15 protein-coding genes, 1 pseudogene and 2 riboswitches are annotated in these 18,469 nt (G+C 32.5%); of the genes and pseudogenes, 11 read left to right on the forward strand and 5 right to left on the reverse strand.

The features are described from left to right. Nucleotides 1–224 precede the first annotated feature (224 nt). On the reverse strand, nt 225–1,379 hold the full coding sequence (locus M4I23_RS16570; RefSeq protein WP_249755151.1) for a glycoside hydrolase family 26 protein: 1,155 nt from the start codon (nt 1,377–1,379) through the stop codon (nt 225–227). A 408-nt stretch (nt 1,380–1,787) separates the two neighbouring features. Between M4I23_RS16570 and M4I23_RS16575 the strand changes: the two genes are divergently transcribed. Further along, nucleotides 1,788–2,708 (forward strand): hypothetical protein, encoded by a 921-nt coding sequence (locus M4I23_RS16575; RefSeq protein ID WP_249755152.1) that lies wholly within the window; start codon nt 1,788–1,790, stop codon nt 2,706–2,708. A gap of 228 nt (nt 2,709–2,936) precedes the next feature. Here the strand turns inward: M4I23_RS16575 and M4I23_RS16580 are convergent, their stop codons facing one another. Further along, nucleotides 2,937–3,476, reverse strand: coding sequence for a porin family protein (locus M4I23_RS16580; protein ID WP_158845073.1), 540 nt, complete (start codon nt 3,474–3,476; stop codon nt 2,937–2,939). A 916-nt stretch (nt 3,477–4,392) separates the two neighbouring features. On the opposite strand from M4I23_RS16580, the gene M4I23_RS16585 reads away from it, so the two are divergent. The 7 genes and pseudogenes from M4I23_RS16585 (at nt 4,393) to M4I23_RS16615 (ending at nt 12,257) form a co-directional block, all read left to right on the forward strand. After that, nucleotides 4,393–4,986, forward strand: coding sequence for a hypothetical protein (locus M4I23_RS16585; protein ID WP_249755153.1), 594 nt, complete (start codon nt 4,393–4,395; stop codon nt 4,984–4,986). A gap of 645 nt (nt 4,987–5,631) precedes the next feature. After that, entirely contained in the window at nt 5,632–5,781 is a 150-nt protein-coding gene (locus tag M4I23_RS16590; protein ID WP_158845081.1) for a hypothetical protein, read from the forward strand. Nucleotides 5,782–6,093: 312 nt separating this feature from the next. Continuing rightward, a riboswitch (FMN riboswitch) is annotated at nt 6,094–6,215 on the forward strand. 100 nt (nt 6,216–6,315) lie between these two features. Beyond that, the gene (gene ribB / locus M4I23_RS16595; RefSeq protein WP_249755154.1) at nt 6,316–6,984 is read left to right on the forward strand and encodes a 3,4-dihydroxy-2-butanone-4-phosphate synthase; all 669 of its coding nucleotides are present in this window, start codon (nt 6,316–6,318) and stop codon (nt 6,982–6,984) included. Between the two features lie 103 nt (nt 6,985–7,087). Beyond that, nucleotides 7,088–7,834, forward strand: coding sequence for a hypothetical protein (locus M4I23_RS16600; protein ID WP_249755155.1), 747 nt, complete (start codon nt 7,088–7,090; stop codon nt 7,832–7,834). Nucleotides 7,835–7,994: 160 nt separating this feature from the next. Next, nucleotides 7,995–8,846: an NAD(P)-dependent oxidoreductase gene (locus M4I23_RS16605; RefSeq protein ID WP_249755156.1), complete on the forward strand. Its 852-nt coding sequence runs from the start codon at nt 7,995–7,997 to the stop codon at nt 8,844–8,846. 170 nt (nt 8,847–9,016) lie between these two features. Further along, nucleotides 9,017–9,138, forward strand: a riboswitch (FMN riboswitch). Nucleotides 9,139–9,228: 90 nt separating this feature from the next. Continuing rightward, nucleotides 9,229–9,867 (forward strand): annotated as a pseudogene (locus M4I23_RS16610) (3,4-dihydroxy-2-butanone-4-phosphate synthase). Nucleotides 9,868–10,826: 959 nt separating this feature from the next. After that, nucleotides 10,827–12,257, forward strand: coding sequence for a sulfatase (locus tag M4I23_RS16615; protein WP_249755157.1), 1,431 nt, complete (start codon nt 10,827–10,829; stop codon nt 12,255–12,257). A gap of 215 nt (nt 12,258–12,472) precedes the next feature. On the opposite strand, the gene M4I23_RS16620 is transcribed toward M4I23_RS16615, so the two are convergent. Together M4I23_RS16620 and trkA are read right to left on the reverse strand one after the other, a co-directional pair. Further along, on the reverse strand, nt 12,473–13,966 hold the full coding sequence (locus M4I23_RS16620; protein WP_158845093.1) for a TrkH family potassium uptake protein: 1,494 nt from the start codon (nt 13,964–13,966) through the stop codon (nt 12,473–12,475). Nucleotides 13,967–14,020: 54 nt separating this feature from the next. Then, nucleotides 14,021–15,370, reverse strand: coding sequence for a Trk system potassium transporter TrkA (gene trkA / locus M4I23_RS16625; protein ID WP_158845096.1), 1,350 nt, complete (start codon nt 15,368–15,370; stop codon nt 14,021–14,023). A 244-nt stretch (nt 15,371–15,614) separates the two neighbouring features. Between trkA and ubiE the strand changes: the two genes are divergently transcribed. From ubiE to M4I23_RS16640, 3 genes are read left to right on the forward strand one after another with little or no spacing between them, the layout of a single operon-like run. Then, the gene (gene ubiE / locus M4I23_RS16630; protein ID WP_249755158.1) at nt 15,615–16,340 is read left to right on the forward strand and encodes a bifunctional demethylmenaquinone methyltransferase/2-methoxy-6-polyprenyl-1,4-benzoquinol methylase UbiE; all 726 of its coding nucleotides are present in this window, start codon (nt 15,615–15,617) and stop codon (nt 16,338–16,340) included. A gap of 4 nt (nt 16,341–16,344) precedes the next feature. Beyond that, on the forward strand, nt 16,345–17,073 hold the full coding sequence (locus tag M4I23_RS16635) for a porin family protein (protein ID WP_249755159.1): 729 nt from the start codon (nt 16,345–16,347) through the stop codon (nt 17,071–17,073). 55 nt (nt 17,074–17,128) lie between these two features. Continuing rightward, nucleotides 17,129–17,596: an N-acetyltransferase gene (locus tag M4I23_RS16640; RefSeq protein WP_249755160.1), complete on the forward strand. Its 468-nt coding sequence runs from the start codon at nt 17,129–17,131 to the stop codon at nt 17,594–17,596. Here M4I23_RS16640 and M4I23_RS16645 read toward each other — a convergent pair. After that, nucleotides 17,593–18,312 (reverse strand): RNA methyltransferase, encoded by a 720-nt coding sequence (locus M4I23_RS16645; RefSeq protein ID WP_249755161.1) that lies wholly within the window; start codon nt 18,310–18,312, stop codon nt 17,593–17,595. The genes M4I23_RS16640 and M4I23_RS16645 overlap by 4 nt on opposite strands. Nucleotides 18,313–18,469 lie beyond the last annotated feature (157 nt).

The raw sequence follows: 18,469 nt of genomic DNA on the forward strand, positions 1-18,469 counted from the left end.
GAACACAACTAATACTAAAAACTGTATTTTAGTAGAAATATTTAAAATTGCAGTAAGTTATTAGACAGACTGACGTTGTAAATAATGAACTTAAAATGAAAAACACACTTAAGTTTAAATAAACAAAATCTAATTTAACAAAGAATAGTTAGATACTACCGTTTATGTTATATTTTAAAACTTGTTCTGATTCTACTTATCAGAATACACAGAGAAAATTTATTTTACAAAATGTCGTTACTCAATAATATGGTTTCGTTGTCTAGAAATTCTTTAAAATTATCTTCGGATGGATGTCCTAGAAAGGGAGCATGAAAAAATGTGGTCATATCATTTCTCCATATCATGGTATAAGTAATACTGCTACTTCTGATAGCTCTGTATAAACTTTGTGTCCACCAATTGTTTTCTACCACATTCTCTAAACCTGTTTCTGTAAGTGCAAAAAGCATATTTTTATCGGTAGCAATATCCTCTACTATCTGCAAGTTTCTCAGAGCACTCGATAAAAAATTTCCGTTTCTAAAATCGTATACATCAACTCCTAGCATATCAACAAACTCGTCTCCTGGATAATTTCTTAAATACTCTGACGGACTAGAAACCAAATTTGGTGCATAGACGTAAAGTAGATTGTGTACATTAAAATCTTCTGATAGAATTCGAATAGTATCTTTCCAAAGTTGAATATATTCTTCTGTGGTTCTATAGCCTTCTCCCCAAAAAAAGAAGTCGCCATTCATTTCATGCCAAGGTCTGAATAATACAGGAATGGGATTTCCTTGAGAATCTACTAAGTTATTTAATAACCTAGCAGCTCGTGCTAGACTACTTAAATAATTCTGTCGAAAATCTCCTCCTTCCAACATTCTAGAAACCACATTATTGAAACTACCATCTCCACCTAAATTTGTACTGTTTGGGTTTACAAGGTGCCAACTTATCGTAATGATGCTCCCATTCTCATGTGCTTCTACTATTGCTTCTGTAAACCTGTTGATGAATACATCCAAAATAGAAACATTTGGAGATTCTACTTCAGGTTGAAGTCCTATTAGTTCTAAGTCAAAACCCACAATTGCAGGATAGTCTCCTGTAACTTGAAAAAAATCTTCATCTAATTGGTTAGGTACTGGAAAATTATTTCCTGTTCCAAAAGGTTGTTGTTGTCCAAACGAAATCCCTCTTTGCGTTAAATCTAATAATCTATCGTATAAATCTTTGGCTTGTTGATTTAAATTAGGGTCTGCAAAATTATTGGGAGTTGTAATGTTAGGTGGTGTTCTTACTGCATTTATGTCGAATAAATCATCTTCATCATTGCAGCTTGAAAAAATAGAAATCGTAAATAATAATAATATTAAAATAGATTTTTTCATATTTTTTTTGTCTTGCATATTATATTATCCTTACATACAAATGAAGGTTGCAAGTCAAAATTCCAATATTTATTTAAATGTAATGTACAAATAAAAACTACTTACAACACAGGTGGCTGTTGCACAACTAAAAAAATCGTGAAAAAGCCCTTTTTAACCAATCGGCATAAGTAATAAGTATCTAATTTATAGGGGTTTTTCATTTTGAATAATCTAAAATATATCGATTTATTTAAAATAATAGTTTGTGCAACAGTTACACAGTGTATAATTAATGGCTAATAGTGAATAATGGGGGGCTCGGAAATCCTAGCGGATTCCCTTACTCCTGCCCTTTTTTGTTATCTTAGTCGCTCACGCAACTAACCATACACAAACCGTTAGCCACAATTTAAAATCAATACGTAAATGAAACAAAGGGACATTTTAAAAATTGGAACATTTAGCATCTTGTGTTATTCAATTTTTAAAGAAAGTCACTTCGTCTTGATGCGTATTTTACTTTTACTTAATTTAAAATTACAAAATACAAATGACACAGTCCTATTAATATTTAATGTTATTGTCACCGGAATTTTACCATTTATTATTTTGATATTTTATTTGAATAAAAGTATACTGAAACCAATTGTTCCAACTTTGAAAAACATACTTCTGTTATCCATAATATTAATAATTACGACTTTTTTAATAGAGGTAATTGATTTAGAGATAAATCAATATTTAACTGATTTAGAAAGAGGAGAATTCTGGAATACTTTCATGCAGCAATACTCTTGGACTAAAGGTGTTTTATACTTATATTTTTCTCCCTTCATACTAATTATACTTATGCAAAAGATAAGAGTTTATGAAAGAGATAATCAAAAAAACAAATCTGACTTTTTAATAATTGGGATATCAAGTGTATTATGTTATTTAGTCTTTGAAAGGGTCTATCTGCTTTTGACTTTAATTCTTACTTCTATATACACACTCTTGAAAATAGAAAATGAATTTATAATATTAAGCATTAATATCATATTTGGATTAAATTCAGTTTTAATCTTTGTATCAGTATATAATCGAATATTAAAAAACAAAAACCCTTCTAAAAAGATAATTTATATTCTATTAACTGTGGGTGTTTTACTAATATTTTTACCTATGGCAAACACGTCTTTAGTTACACAATACTTTTATAACAATACTGACTTAGATTATTCATATTATAAACTTCTATCACGATTCAGTTGGTCAAAGTCACTAAATTATTCAGTTAGGTTTTTAGGACTTACTTATTTTATATGGAAAATATATTCTGAAAGAAAAACAGTGGCTAATAACTAAGTATTCGGCTCGCCGATAGGCCAGAGCTGAATATTGTGTTGACGAAGTCGGCAGAATATGTCTCTTATGGGGAAAACAATGTATTTAGAGAAGGTTGGAAAGATTTAACTTTCATGATTAGAGAAAAGGAAAAAAATAGACAACGGATTTTGGAGTTTGACTTGTAAAGTAAATTGTCGAACAATAATAATTTATTAATTCCCTCTTCCCTAAATAAAGTAATATTTTTTAGTCAAATCTATAAACTAGACCAAACTGGAATCCATTAAATTCAGCGAATAAATCAGACGATGAACTAAAATCATCCTTTAGAGAATTTGACAATGCTAAATTGTACCTTGCTTCGATGGAAAGCCTATCTGTAATATCATAGGATACACCTAAAGAAACACCAAGATTATAAGAATGAAAATTTTCATTAGTGTTTAATAAAAATCCCAAATTTGGACCAGCCAATACCTTAAACTTTTTTCCGATTCTATACTTAGCTAAAATAGGAATTTGAAGTTGGTCAAAATCATTTTTAATTTTCACATAAGTAACTTCAGGCTGAATATAAAATCTTTCAGAAATGGAAAATTCTACGAATGCACCTATGTAGAAACCATCATTATAATTTTTGTCAGTTTTTAATCCATCACCTTCAAATGATGTATTAGTTTCTCTTAAAGATTTAAAATATCCTGATTTAACTCCAAATTCGGTTTGAGCACTCAAACTTGATATTGCTAAAACTAAAATAAGACTTGTAAGTAATAATTTTTTCATGGTAAGATTGTTTTTATGTTATAACCCAAAACTAGTAGTTAAATAAGAAGGCTATCTTAATTAAACCTTAATTAACTTTTATTTTCATCTTAATTAACTTCTATTTAACAGATCTTCAGGTTTTTATAGAAACCGAAGTTTTAGCCTTATTGAAAACAACCAATGACTTTTATGCAACCCGAGTTGAACATAGTTATGAATAGAATAAAAAACGACACCACAATGCCATCTATAATTAATTGCTTTGGTCGTTGTTTATTTGGAAAATTCCTTCGAGATTTTCTTGTATTCGTTTCTGTTTACTAAATTAGTTGCTCAAACACGCAACTAACCAAAGAAAATTTTGCAATTACGAAAGTGGTTGAAAATCGGGAAACTACACTTAAAAAGGATGAAATTAAAAAACATTTCGAAGGATATTAGAACCATAAAGATATAGTTGAAACAACTATTAAAGAGGAAAATATTTGTACTTATTCTCAAATTAATGACAATGGTAAATATTATGCAACTCAATATTTTAATAGAAGATATAGTGAGACCTTGAACAAAGAAAACAAGAAAAACTATAGTGTGTTTGAAAGAGATTCTTATCTATTTGACTTCGAATTGAATAACGTTGAGGATATAGAATATGAATTCAGGAAAATGAAACAAACTGTGTTAAATCGAGTGGAATACGATGAAACCTTTTTGAATTCATTTTACAAACGAGAAATAAGTAAGAAATCGGAATAAAAAACTATTGGCAACAACCTTAGCAATAATTCCACATGCAAAAAAAACGGTAATTCCTTAAGCTTACCAGTAAAAGCCTATCGGAATTTTGATAAAATTATTAGATTTACAAAAAAGCTAATTAACTGAATGTCAAAAATGAAATTAACGTTAAACATGATTAAATTCTGAACAAAAAATGACCCCAAAACAGATTGAAAGAATAAAAAATAAAATCGGAAAAATAAAACGTGAACTTGCAGCAGACAAAAAGCATTGGGGCGGATTTTATCATGACGGTAGAGGACTTAGATATCTGCCACCAGAATTATATTTAAAATTAAACGATTATTCAGGAGCTTTGAGATACTTTAACTGGTTTGATAAAAATTTTCCTGAAGACTCTGGATTTCCAATATTTCTTTTTGAATGGACAATTACACTTTTCAAAAAGAAGAAAATCCACCTAGCTGAAAAAAAAGCCTTGGAAACATTTTATTCTAATAATTATTTAATTGATATATTTTTAGGAAATGACATACTAGATTTTAGTAAATCTGAAAATTCAAATTGGGAATGCTCAAGCCTAGTAGAAGATTTAAAATATTCGAAAAACCAAGAAGAACTCAATGATTTCGCTAAATGGATCGAAAACTTTACCAAAACGGAAACATTTTATAGTTTCGCTAATACATTAATTAAAATTCAATCAAAACTAATAACAGAACCTGTAGGTAAAAAGAGATCAGAACTTATAAATAAAAAATATAAATTACTCGAAAATTTAAAATAAAAACTACTGCCAACGTGTATAATTAATTGCTATGGCAAGTACTTATTTGGAAAATTCCTTCAGGATTTTTTCTTGTGTTCGTTTCTGTTTACTAAATCAGTTGCTAAAAAGAAAGAGATTTATTATCTAGTACAATTTGATTGTAAAACAGATGTAGATGACCTTCATACTGTAACTGCCTTAGTAGCTTTGATGTCTGATCCCGAATTTTCAAAAACACAATACCATGTAGTTGCCGGTACATATGACACTCAGGAAGGTTTATATGTTCCGCCTAATGATTTATTTCAACTCTCCTTTGGAAATAACTAGACAGACGCAATTGAAAAAGTTAAGGTTATTGCCTTAAAAACGCTTATAAAGCAAGGGAATATTTGGATTGCAGAAGCAGGTCAATCTGATTTTACGGCTAGACTAATAAAAGCTATTCAATTAGACTTACCTGAAATAAATGTTTCAAAACGTATTCATGTAATACAACATAGCGATTGGAATGAAAACCCCACTTCTACGGAGAGTCTTCAATTTGTAAAAGAAAATTCTAACGATCAGAAAATTTCCGATGGAAATACTGTTGGAAATGGAACTCCTGGATTTCGTGACCCTGAATATACCTATTGAAATGATAAAATCATAAATCAAAAGTTGATTGAAGTATGGCAGCTTGCAACAGATTTATCAAATAAATACAATGGAAAAGACGGACGCTATAATAACAAGGCTATTTCGGTTGGAGGATTAGACTTCTCATACTTTTCTGAAGTTTGTTGGATTTTGGGAATACAAAACATTTAAAGATACAGAACAGTTCTTTAATATTTATTCTCATTAAAAATACCTGATATTTATTTAGTCAAAGATTAAATAGTTAAAAAATTGTCATTATTGTTTATTTACTTAAAAAAACAAACTGTTACCAATAATGTATAAAAATAATAGCCGTGAATTCAAGAGTTTTATCCCGCTTCAGCTTTCTTGATAACTTAAAAGTAAAGCGCTACGCAGTCAGTTACTATTCCTATACACAAACTTTGTGTGCAATGCAAAAAAAATCCCAAAGTTTTGATATCCTCATTAAAATAGAAAATTATTTACTAATTTTGAGTTGAATTTCTTCGGGGCAGAGTGCAATTCTCTACCGGCGGTAAAAGTCCGCGACTCCTTGAAAAAGGACTGATTTGGTGAAACTCCAAAACCGACAGTTAAAGTCTGGATGAGAGAAGAAAAAGTCTATCACTTAACTATGCAATTGATATAAATCAGTTGTGTATTATATTGCTGTACACTTTGCTCAGAAGAATTAATACTAATAATTTAAAAGTAGCAAAGATGAATAGTTTAAAAACATTTGGAAAAAACAGCGTAGAAAGAGTTAATAATGCTGTTGAAAAATTACAACAAGGTTTCGGAATATTACTTGTAGATGATGAAAATAGAGAAAATGAAGGTGATATTATTTTTTCTGCCGAAAAAATGACAGAAAAAGATATGGCTTTAATGATCCGAGAATGTAGTGGAATAGTATGTCTCTGTTTAACTGAAGAAAAAAGTAAAAGTCTTCAATTAAAACCAATGGTTACTAATAATACAAGTAAAAACCAAACAGCATTTACCATATCAATTGAAGCAAAAAAAGGAGTAACTACAGGTGTATCGGCAAAGGATAGATTACAAACAATAAAAACAGCTATTTCAGAAAAAGCTAAACCAGAAGATTTATCACATCCAGGTCACGTATTTCCTCTATTAGCGCAAAGTGATGGCGTTTTTAAAAGACGAGGTCATACAGAAGGAAGCATAGATTTAATGAAAATATCAGGTTTAAGAGATGTTGCTGTTTTGTGTGAATTAACAAATATTGATGGCACAATGTCACGACTTCCTGAAATTTGTGAATTTGCAAACAAGCATAATATGACGGTTGTTACTATTGAAGATATTTTTCAGTATAGAATGTTAACTGAGAAAAAAATGGAAAAGCTTGAGGTAATAAATTAGCAGAGTACAACTTTGGTTATACTAAACCGTTGCCAACCATTTCCTCTATTTCTAGGTGGATTAACTTGATAAAAAACCACAATACATCTAAAAATTATAAAATATGAAATACATTTTATTACTCGGACTATTCTTATTACAATTCACCGGTTATTCACAATCACTTGATCAAAAATCGAGTTCTAACAAAGATAATGACAAGTTGCTATTAACAATCTTTCTTAAACATGATCAAAGCATGAATTTAAATGAGATTGAAAAAATAAGAACTGATCAAGGGTTTTATGAAAATCTCCCTCCAGAAGGAGTTTCTGTAGTTAATTGGTTTGTAGTTATGGGACTTGGTCAGGTGGTTGTATTAGAACTTCCTGCTTCAAAATTATCAGCTGTGAATTTGGCAATTGAGAGAACCGCATGGAAGGCTTTTACAACAGAAATTTATCCAACGTACAATTTGTATCCTATCATAGAAAATAAGTTGAAAAATAAGTCAAAGGTGACACTTAATTCAAAACCCATTTTTGAAAAAGAAAAAGATGATAAGTTGTTATTAACGGTCTTTCTTAAACATGATCAGAGTATGAATTTAAATGAGATTGAAAAAATAAGAACCAATCAAAGGTTTTATGAAAATCTCCCTCCAGAAGGAGTTTCTGTAGTTAATTGGTTTGTGGTTATGGGACTTGGCCAAGTGGTTGTATTAGAGCTTCCTGCTTCAAAATTATCAGCTGTAAATTTAGCTATTGAGAGAACCGCATGGAAAGCTTTTACAACAGATATTTATCCAACGTACAACTTATATCCTATCATAGAAAATAAATTAAAGAATAAGTCAAAGGTAGAATACTAGAATTTAAATGAATATCAACAGTCAAACAAACTTAATATAAGCTTTGGGTTACACAGTATAAAAATAAAAGTAATTATGGTAATTTACGCAATTGGAGATATACATGGCAGTATAAACGCATTAGGCAACACGCACCAATTACAAATAATAAACATAAATTATGAATAAATTAAAATTAGGTTGGATTGGTCTTGGTAATATGGGCAATCCAATGGCAAAGAATCTGATAAAAGCCGGCTTTGAGGTGGTCGTATTTAACCGGACAAAAGAAAAGGAAACAGAATTCATAGAGTCTGGGGCAAAGTCAGCAGACAGCCCGCAACATCTGCTTGAAATTTGCGATGTGGTTTTCACCATGTTGTCGAATGATGAGGCGGTAAAAGCGGTTTTCGAAGGAGAGTCGGGATTACTGGCTAAAGAGCAACCTGGAAAACTCATTATCAATATGAGTACGGTATCTCCCGATACCTCCCGTTATTTGTCCAAAATCAGCAGTAAACATCAGCTTGAATTTTTGGAGGCACCTGTCTCCGGAAGTGTCAAACCGGCTCAAGATGGAACCCTGATTATTCTGGTTGGCGGAACTGTAGAGAGCTACAATAAAGCCAAGCCAATATTTGATGTTCTTGGGAAAGTTTCGCATCATCTGGGAGCTATTGGTGTAGGAAGTTCTGCAAAACTGGCGATTAATTACCTGCTTGGACTTAACCTTCAGGGGCTGGCCGAAACCGTTCTGTTTGCTGAAAAGAACGGCGTGAGTCGTGAAGATATGCTTGCCATTGTTAATGAAGGAGCCTGCGGCAACGGCATTACCAAATTGAAATCTTCATCAATTATAAATAATTCTTTTCCCGCCGCTTTTGCGCTAAAACATCTGGTCAAAGATTTACGATTGGCAAAAGAAGCCGGACTGGATGCGCCGTTAATAAATCCTTTGTTCGACAGTTTTAATCATGCGCATGATATGGGTTTGGGTAACGAAGACGTAATGGCAATTATGAAAAGTCTCTAGCAAAAATAGTCCTAATTTCAAGGGAGTTACATTTAATAAAGTTTGTAGCGGTTTCACAGAGAAATGCTTCTTACACCAGGCGTTGTGTGTAATGCAAAAAAATGAGTGAGAGCCGTGCAAAAGTTTTTGTAAATTAACAAGAATGATAAAATAAGATATATTTTTGATTAAATTTTCTTCGGGGCAGGGTGTAATTCCTTACCGGCGGTTAGAGTCCGCGGATCCTTGAAAAAGGATTGATTTGGCGAAACGCCAAAACCGACAGTTAAAGTCTGGATGTGAGAAGAAAAAAACTTAACTATACAATTAAAATAAACTCACTTGTATAATTGATGTATGCTTTGCTCCGAAGATTTAATATTAATAAACTAAAGGAGTAATGATGAAAAGTTTAAATTAATTTGGAAAGAACAGTAAAGACAGAGTTGAAAAAGCTGTTTAAAAATTGTAACAGGGTTTTGGAATTCTACTAGTAGATGATGAACATCGAGAAAATGAAGGAGATATTATTTTTCTGCCGAGAAAATGACAGAAAAAGATATGGCTTTAATGATTAGAGAATGTAGTGGCATAGTGTGCCTTTGTTTAAGTCAAATGGTAAGTGAGAATACGAGTAAAAACCAAACGGCATTTACAATATCAATTGAAGCAAAAAATGATGTAACTACGGGAGTTTCTGCGCAAGATAGATTAACGACAATTAAAGCTGCTATTTCTCATAATGCAACACCTGAAGACTTGTCGCATCTAGGTCACGCATTTCCCTTGTTAGCTAGAAAAAATGGAGTATTTGAAAGAAGAGTACTTATAGAAGGAAGTATTGACTTAATGAAAATTTCAGGATTGGGAGAATCTTCAGTTTTATATGAATTGACTAATTATAGATGGCACAATTTCGAAATTACCCGAGGTTTGTAGCTTCGCAGAAAAGCACAATATGACCGTAGTTTCTATTGAAGACATTTTCCAATATCGTAAAATGAAAGAAAACATGAAAGAAGTATTAGAAATGGTTAATTAAAAAGTACATACACACAATCGAGTGGATGGCTCCGCCATCAAATAACGGAGTGAACCCCTCATTCCACCGTACGTGCGGGTCTCGTATACGGCGGTTCGTAAATCATCACACCAAAGCTCTTTTCTCCCTTGGCACTATTTTCTACTTTAAACATAAGCTACCACTAGTGCTCCTATTAGAATTTTGAAGAGAATTACGTTCAGTCCTTCCCTACTTGTGAGTCCATCGGAGGTATTGACTCTGCTCGTTTCCTATAGGCACTATAACCTCTGCTGACTTCTCCAAATAACCAACTCGTAGTTTTGGAGATCCTCCCTGGTAATAAGATCTTCTTTCTCTAAATCACTGCCGTATCTACATACTTACACTTTTGATAGTCTTAGGGCGTTACAATCATGTGCTTGCTTACCCGAGTAAATATGCCTCTCTATACAATTTATGTTCGTCTGTACCGAGTTTTGTGATGGTATTTACTCATTAATCAATCACAAATAACCTTCAGATAAAACCTCACGGTTTTCACCCTTACAACTTACTAATGCTTCAAGACGTTACTCCTGCACATAAGGGACTTGCACCCTATAGATTAATTATTTACCTTTCCGTAAATAAAAGCATGCCCATGCTGGGCACACACAATACCTATATCTAATAAGGAGTTCTGTACTTTTAATTCCCTTACTAGCCATAGTAAACATAAGTAATTTTAAAAAACCAGAAAAAGAGAATTAAACTTAAAAAATCCTCATAATGGGTTGATATGCCATTTGGACAGGAATAGACCCCTTGAAATTGTATTCATAGGAACTCTTATATTTGAAGAACCCACCATATTTTTGCGTTTGTTCTTTATTTCAACTTTAATAGCTTCTATTGTAGGATTAAAAATAGTTTCCAACTGAAGTTAAATGAGTTAAAATCTCTTCAAAAAAAACATAACAGACAAACAATTTTCAATAATGAAAATAAGTAAAATCGCATCTCTTTCATTTATGGTTTTGGGCATCGTAATGATAACCAGCTGTAAAAAATATCAACCCGACCTAAAACCAAATATTCTACTTATTTGTATTGATGATCTGCGTCCGGAATTAAAAAGCTTTGGCGCAAATTATATTATCTCCCCAAATATTGATGAGTTAGCAAATGCAGGTGTTTCATTTCAAAATCATTTTGCAAATGCTCCCAGTTGCGGACCTTCTCGCTATACCTTACTAACAGGTTTATATGGTCCACCTAGTAATGATGCGTTATTCATACGGTCCAAAAAAATAACACAAGGCAAAGAAACCGTAAAACCAAGTATGCCCGAATGGTTTAAAACACAAGGCTACACTACCGTTTCTGTTGGAAAAGTATCTCATCATCCGGGAGGAAGAGGTGGAGACGATTGGAATGACAGTACTATTATTGAAATGCCTAACGCTTGGAATAAACATTTAATGCCTGTTGCAGAATGGGAACATCCTCGTGGCGCAATGCATGGGCTTGCCAACGGAGAAATTCGAGTAAACGCTAGTAACATGGATGTGTATCAAACTGTAGAAGGAAATGATAATCTGTATCCTGATGGCGCAATTACAAATGAAGCTTTAAAACAACTCGGTAACTTATCAACTAATACTGAAAACCCCTTTTTTCTAGCTATTGGAATAATTAAACCACACCTACCCTTCGGAGCTCCAAAATCTTATTACGATAGTTATGATAGTATAACCTTCCCGGAAATAGAACATCCGCAAAAACCAAAAGGAAGAACAACTTGGCATAATTCTTCTGAATTCATGAAATATAACAATTGGGGAAAAGATGCAAATACAGATTCGCAATTTGCTTATGAGTTACGCCGCCATTATGCAGCATGTGTAAGTTATGCCGACGCCCAAGTTGGGAAGATTTTAGATGAATTGAAACGCACAGGAGCAGACAAAAACACTATCGTTGTTCTTTGGGGAGATCATGGTTGGCACTTGGGAGAATATGGCATTTGGGGAAAGCATAGTTTGTTCGAAGAATCTCTACATTCTCCATTAATTATTTTTGATCCAAGAATGAAAAACAACGGGTTTAAGTCTAATGCTATTGTAGAAACTCTTGATATTTTCCCTACGTTATGCGAGTTAACCGGAATTAAAATCCCTGACTTTACACAAGGCGTATCTCTCGAAAATATATTAGAAAAACCGAATACAACGGGCCATAATGCTGTTGCTTACAAAGCTAATGTTTCGACGATAAGAACTGCTACGCATAGATTGACTCTCCATAAGGATGGTTTCGCTGAATTGTATAGCTATTTAAGTGGAGACAATGAAGCTATAAATATAGCAGATAGCAATCCTGAATTGGTTAAAGAATTAACGAATGCGTTGAAGGCTAAGTTAAAGTAATAAAAATTACCTCAGCAAAAACTCGCGTTAGGGATTGAACGGCATGTTTGAAATCCTTTTTGCGAAAAACATTAAAACGGAACACTAGGTTAAACGCCTACTTAAATATATGCAGTAGTCCTGAAAAAACTCAGAAAGCTTCGCAAAAAGATTGAGTAGTGAAAGCCCGACCCTTTTCGGGTAACGCCAAATTATTTATAAAATAAAGACGATGTTTATCGGTTTCTCCAGAAAAATGGTGTGAATAAAATAAGTACTGTAAAAAGTTCTAAACGCCCAATAAGCATTAAAAATGATGCCCACCATTTTGCAAGTGGCGGTAATGCAGCGTAATTGTTTACAGGACCAAAATCGCCTAAGGCTGGACCAACGTTTCCGAGGCTAGACGCGGCTAAACCTACTGCTGAATCGTACTGAATTCCGAACATAGAAAACACAAGCGCACCGATAATAAAAGACAGCATATAGAGGATAAAAAAGCCAAGCACATTAAATACGATATTCCCCGAAACGGCACGTTTATTATAACGAACAGGCAAAATAGCATTGGGATGCAGCGTACGTTTAAACTCTAAAAACCCGTTTTTAATTAAAATTAAATGGCGAACTACTTTTACACCTCCAGAGGTACTTCCTGCCGAACCACCAAGAAACATGAGTCCGAAAAAGAAAACGACTAAAAAGGGGGTCCAAAGCGTATAATCTGCTGATACAAAACCTGTTGTTGTAATTACAGATAATACTTGGAAAAGCGCATGCCTAAAGGCACTTTCTGCTTCTCCCCAAACCATAGGATGATTAATACTTGATATAGAAGGATCGGCTTGAAAATAAATAATTACCGCTGCTATTAAGGTGAATATTATAATGAATTTTGTATAGATTTGAAACTCTTCATCTTCAATAATTTTTGAAAACTTTCCTTTAAAAGCAAAGTAACTAAGTACAAAGTTAACACCTGCCAAAAACATAAATAAAATAATGATGTATTGTATTAAAGGCTGATCGTTCCAATAGGCAACACTGGCATTTTTAGTTGAAAAGCCACCCGTAGATAGCGTGCACATAGCATGATTTATGGCATCAAAAAAAGACATACCTGCTAACTTTAAAAGCAAAGTTTCGGCTGCTGTATAGCCAAAATAAATAAGCCATAAACGTTTTGCTGTGTCTGTAATTCTTGGGTGTAATTTATCGGCACTTGGCCCTGGTGCTTCTGCAGCAAAAAGTTGCATACCTCCAATACCTAGTAATGGAAGAATAGCAATGGCAAGAACAATAATTCCCATACCACCTATCCAGTGTGTTAAACTTCGCCAAAATAAAACACCTTTTGGTACGGCTTCAATATCATTTAAAATAGACGCGCCTGTTGTGGTATAGCCAGACATGGTTTCGAAAAATGCATTTGTAAAACTCGGAATACTACCTGTAAAAACATATGGTAAGGCACCGCAGAGCGACATAATAATCCAACCAAAGGTTACAACTATGTAACCCTCACGCTTGTTCATTTCTTTGTTGTGATCTTTTGTTAAAAACATAGCTACAACACCAATAATAAGGGTTGCCATACCCGCTAAAAAGATTTGAAACGTTACTCCATCTTTATAAAGCAGACTAACTAATGCCGACAACAACATGAACCCGCCATTGAACAAAAGTAATAGTCCTAAGAAATGAAAAATGATTTTGTAATTTAATTTCATGTGGGATTTTAATATTGTTTTAATGTAAAATCTGACTTAGCAGAAATTTCATTTTTAAAGGAATAATTTTTCGACACCTTTTATAGATTGTAATAAACTACAAACCACCACGCGATCGCCTGCTTGTATTTTAAAATCGCCTAATGCAATAACTCCCAATCCGTCGCGAATAACACCTCCTATAATAGCAGAACGCGGAAAGTCGACATTTTTAATAACCTTGTTACAAATGGCAGATGTTGGCTTAACTTCAAATTCTAAAAGCTCGGCGTTCATGTTACTAAGCTTCGTCATAGCAACGACTTCTCCTTTTCTAATATATCTAAAAATATTATTTGCAGCTAACAGCTTTTTATTTATTAAGGTTTCGATACCAATAGAATGTGATAATTCGAAATAATCCATATTTTCTACTAGTGCTACTGTTTTTTTAACACCTTTAGATTTAGCGACTAAACAGGTCATGATATTGGTTTCGGAGTTTTTACCAACCGCAATAAAAGCATCCATGTCGCTAATATTTTCTTCCTCCAGTAAATCGACCTTTCGGCCATCACTATGCAATACTAAAACCTTAGGTAACTCGTCGGCAATATCGAAAGCACGTTCCTTATTTTCTTCTAAAAGCTTTACATTAAATCCTTTTTCGGAAAGAGACCTCGCTGTTTTAAAACCGATTTGACTTCCGCCTAAAATCATCACATTTTTAATAACACGATTAGGCTTACCTGTAAGACGACACAACTCTTCATTTCCCTCTTTAGAAGTTATAAAAACCACATGATCACCACGTTTAAATTTAGTATCGCCACGTGGAATAATAGTAAATTGTGTACCAAAACGCTGAATAGCAATGGGTACAAAATGTAACTCAGGAAATATTCTGGCAGCTTCTTTTACGGTTTTACCAACAAAAGAGGCAGAACTTCTTAAGTTTAAACCAATCATGGTTAATGCACCATTTTCAAACTCGTAAGTATCATTAAAGGATGATTGTTTAAGTGATAACTCAATTTCTGATGCTGCCAATGCTTCCGGAGAAATTAACTCATCTATACCAAATTTGGTAAAACCGACCTCATCTTTATGATGTATAAATTCGGTATTGGAAATTCTAGCAATAGTACGTTTAGAACCTAACTGCTTTGCCAAAACACAAATTGTAATATTAGTGGTTTCGCTTGCTGTTACCGCTATTAATAAATCGCTAGACTCTACTCGAGACTCTTTTAAAATAGCAATAGAAGTAGCATCGCCCTTGATAACTCTAATATCCAAATGAGTGTCTGCGTAAGCTAAACTATCCTTCTGGGTATCTATTAAAGTGATTTCTTGAGACTCGTATGATAGGAGTTTTGCTAGATGAAATCCAACTTCGCCAGCTCCTGCTATAATTATTTTCATTTGTAATTCTTCATTATAAAGTGCTGCAAAGATAGTGCAAAATTAATATTAGTTATTTAAAATAAAACTTTATAACAAAGCAGAAATCCATTCGAAATCTGCATTATAAACTTAAATCTAACCAAATGATATCGATAAATTTAATAAATTTGACAACATAAAACAGTATAACCTTCTTTTCACTTTATCTAATATATTATAAAGTAGAAATAAATTATGTAGGTTTGCCAAAAAAAATAAAGATTTGTCGAAAATTAAACCATATAAAGATAGCGATTTAGGTAAGAAAGAACAGGTTACCCAAATGTTTGACACCATTTCTGGTGATTACGACGGACTAAACCGTGTGATTTCTTTTGGAATTGATATAAAATGGAGAAAAAAAGTTGTTAAAATAGTTAAAGACTCTAATCCTGATAGCATCTTAGATGTTGCGACAGGTACTGGTGATTTAGCTATTAATTTAGCCGAAACTAATGCCACTAGAATTGTTGGTTTCGATATAAGCAGCGGTATGCTCGAAATTGGTAAAACAAAAATTAAAAAGAAGGCTTTAGATTCTAAAATTGAAATGATTTTAGGCGATAGCGAAAGTATGCCTTTTGAAGATAATAGCTTTGATGCTATAACGGTAGCTTTTGGTGTACGTAATTTTGAATCGTTAGAAAATGGTTTAAAGGAAATTTACAGAGTTTTAAAACCCAACGGTACTTTTGTGATTTTAGAAACCTCTATGCCAGACAAAACACCTTATAAACAAGGTTACAATTTTTACACTAAAAATATTTTACCACTTATCGGGAAACTATTTTCTAAGGATAGAAGTGCCTATAAATATTTGTGTGAATCGGCTTCTGTTTTTCCTTATGGAGAAGATTTGAACAATATTTTACGTAAAATTGGGTTTATAGATGTTGAAGATTTACCACAAACTTTAGGTGTGGCAACAATTTATAAATCTAGGAAGTAATAATATGAAGCAGGTTTTTGCATTATTAGCATTTTTATTTGTAATTCAAACATCGAATGCACAGCTTTTCAAAAGAGAGAAGATAACCTATGATGCCAATCAGGGTCGAGGAACTACGGAATACAAACTGCTTCGATGGGGTTATTATTTAGGTTTTAACAACTACGACTTCAATTTTGATTACAACCAAGATTTACAAGATATTTATGTAAAAAGCACTACCGGTTTTAATGTAGGCTTAATAGGAAACTTACGAATTAATAAATTTTTAGACATCCGTATAGAACCTGGTTTACTAATTACTACAAGAGAATTAAATTACAGCTCAACATATTTTACAGAATCGGAACCAAGAGCGAGTGATTTAATACGTGAAGTAAAATCCACATACATTCATATACCCCTATTATTAAAGGTTTCTACCAAACGGATAAATAATTTTAAACCTTTTGTTGTTGGAGGTTTCTCTACAGCTTTAAATCTTTCGAGCAATGAAGACAACCCAAACGATAATTCAAACGGACAATTTAGAACTGTAAAAAATTCTCTATTTTACGAATTAGGTTTTGGCATCGATTTTTATTTATATAACTTTAAATTCACACCATCCATTCGTGGAGTATTTGGATTAAATGATGAGTTGGTAAGAGATGAGGATCCAGATAGCGCATGGACAAGTAACATAAACAGCATGAAAACTCGTGGTGTTTTTGTTAATTTTACTTTTCAGTAAAAAGTATTAAGTTATTCTTTTGTTGTGCTTAATTAAAATGAACTACTGCAAAAAAATGATTAAAAGACTCCAAAATAATGATATAGAAGTATCTAAAAAAATACGTTCAGTTTTTCAACTATCATATAAGATAGAGGCAAAATTATTAAATGCTACTGATTTCCCTCCCTTAAAAAGACCCCTTGAAAATTATATAAATAGTGAAACAGAGTTTTTTGGATACTTAAAAGATAAAGAACTTGCTGGGGTCATTGAAATTAAACATAACAATAACTTTACACATATTAATAGCTTGGTTGTAGCTCCAAGTTTTTTCAGACAAGGAATTGCAAGAAAACTAATGGAATTCATTTTTGAAAGATTTAATTCAAAACTTCTTGTTGTAGAAACTGGATTAGAAAATGGACCAGCCACTGAATTATATAAGAAATTTAATTTCAAAGAAGTTAAACAATGGGACACAGACCACGGCGTTAGAAAAATAAAATTTGAACGAAGAATAAATAATATACCTAAACGCTAACCTCGTCTAAATTCACTTATCAAAATTGAGGTTGCCATAGCCACATTCAAACTCTCTGTAGCTTGTAAATCTCCAAATCTTGGGATACTTATTTTTTCAGTAATTAAAGCTTCTACATCTTTCGATACACCATTAGCTTCATTACCCATTACTAAAATGCCATGTTGTGGCAATTGTTTTTTATAAACATTTTCGCCATCCATAAAAGCACCAAAAATAGGCGAATCAACATCGTTTAAAAACGTTTCCAAATCAACATAACTAATATTTACTCTTGTAATAGAGCCCATAGTAGCTTGTATCACTTTTGGGTTAAAACAATCTACAGTTGCTTTACTACAAACCAATTGTTTTATACCAAACCAATCACAAAGTCTAATAATGGTTCCTAAATTCCCAGGATCACGAACATCATCCAAAGCCACAATAAGTCCTTTGGTTTCTATAGGTGTTTGTTTAGGGATTTCAAAAACTGCCAATGCTTTATTAGGTGTTTTTAAGAAACTAATACGTTTTAAATCGGTTTCAGAAATTAAAACTTCATCTGTGGCATCAATATTGAAAGATTCCGTCGTATATAATGCATGAAGCTTTAAACTAGACGCCAACAATTCTTTTATTGTTTTAACACCTTCAACAACAAAAAAACCTAGGTCTTGTCTATATTTTTTTTGCTTTAAACTCGTTATTAATTTTATTTGGCTTTTACTAAGCATGCCTTTTTCTAATTTTTTATAAAGAAAAAGAAAATATTAGTAACATTGGCCTCGACATTAATTTTTCAGTTGAAAAAAATGTATTTTTGAACGCGTAACGTATATTTCAATTATTTTTTCAGTTGAAACAAAATTTTTAAACAAAATTAACCAAGAT

The organism is Algibacter sp. L4_22 (genome assembly GCF_023473045.1).
Classification (GTDB): domain Bacteria; phylum Bacteroidota; class Bacteroidia; order Flavobacteriales; family Flavobacteriaceae; genus Algibacter.

Coding starts and splice junctions, on each gene's coding strand:
- M4I23_RS16585 (WP_249755153.1), top strand. CDS start 4,393: ATGACCCCAAAACAGATTGAAAGAATAAAAAATAAAATCGGAAAAATA.
- M4I23_RS16640 (WP_249755160.1), top strand. CDS start 17,129: ATGATTAAAAGACTCCAAAATAATGATATAGAAGTATCTAAAAAAATA.
- M4I23_RS16580 (WP_158845073.1), bottom strand. CDS start 3,476: ATGAAAAAATTATTACTTACAAGTCTTATTTTAGTTTTAGCAATATCA.
- M4I23_RS16570 (WP_249755151.1), bottom strand. CDS start 1,379: ATGAAAAAATCTATTTTAATATTATTATTATTTACGATTTCTATTTTT.
- M4I23_RS16645 (WP_249755161.1), bottom strand. CDS start 18,312: ATGCTTAGTAAAAGCCAAATAAAATTAATAACGAGTTTAAAGCAAAAA.
- M4I23_RS16635 (WP_249755159.1), top strand. CDS start 16,345: ATGAAGCAGGTTTTTGCATTATTAGCATTTTTATTTGTAATTCAAACA.
- ribB (WP_249755154.1), top strand. CDS start 6,316: ATGAATAGTTTAAAAACATTTGGAAAAAACAGCGTAGAAAGAGTTAAT.
- M4I23_RS16600 (WP_249755155.1), top strand. CDS start 7,088: ATGAAATACATTTTATTACTCGGACTATTCTTATTACAATTCACCGGT.
- M4I23_RS16605 (WP_249755156.1), top strand. CDS start 7,995: ATGAATAAATTAAAATTAGGTTGGATTGGTCTTGGTAATATGGGCAAT.
- M4I23_RS16620 (WP_158845093.1), bottom strand. CDS start 13,966: ATGAAATTAAATTACAAAATCATTTTTCATTTCTTAGGACTATTACTT.
- trkA (WP_158845096.1), bottom strand. CDS start 15,370: ATGAAAATAATTATAGCAGGAGCTGGCGAAGTTGGATTTCATCTAGCA.
- M4I23_RS16575 (WP_249755152.1), top strand. CDS start 1,788: ATGAAACAAAGGGACATTTTAAAAATTGGAACATTTAGCATCTTGTGT.
- M4I23_RS16615 (WP_249755157.1), top strand. CDS start 10,827: ATGAAAATAAGTAAAATCGCATCTCTTTCATTTATGGTTTTGGGCATC.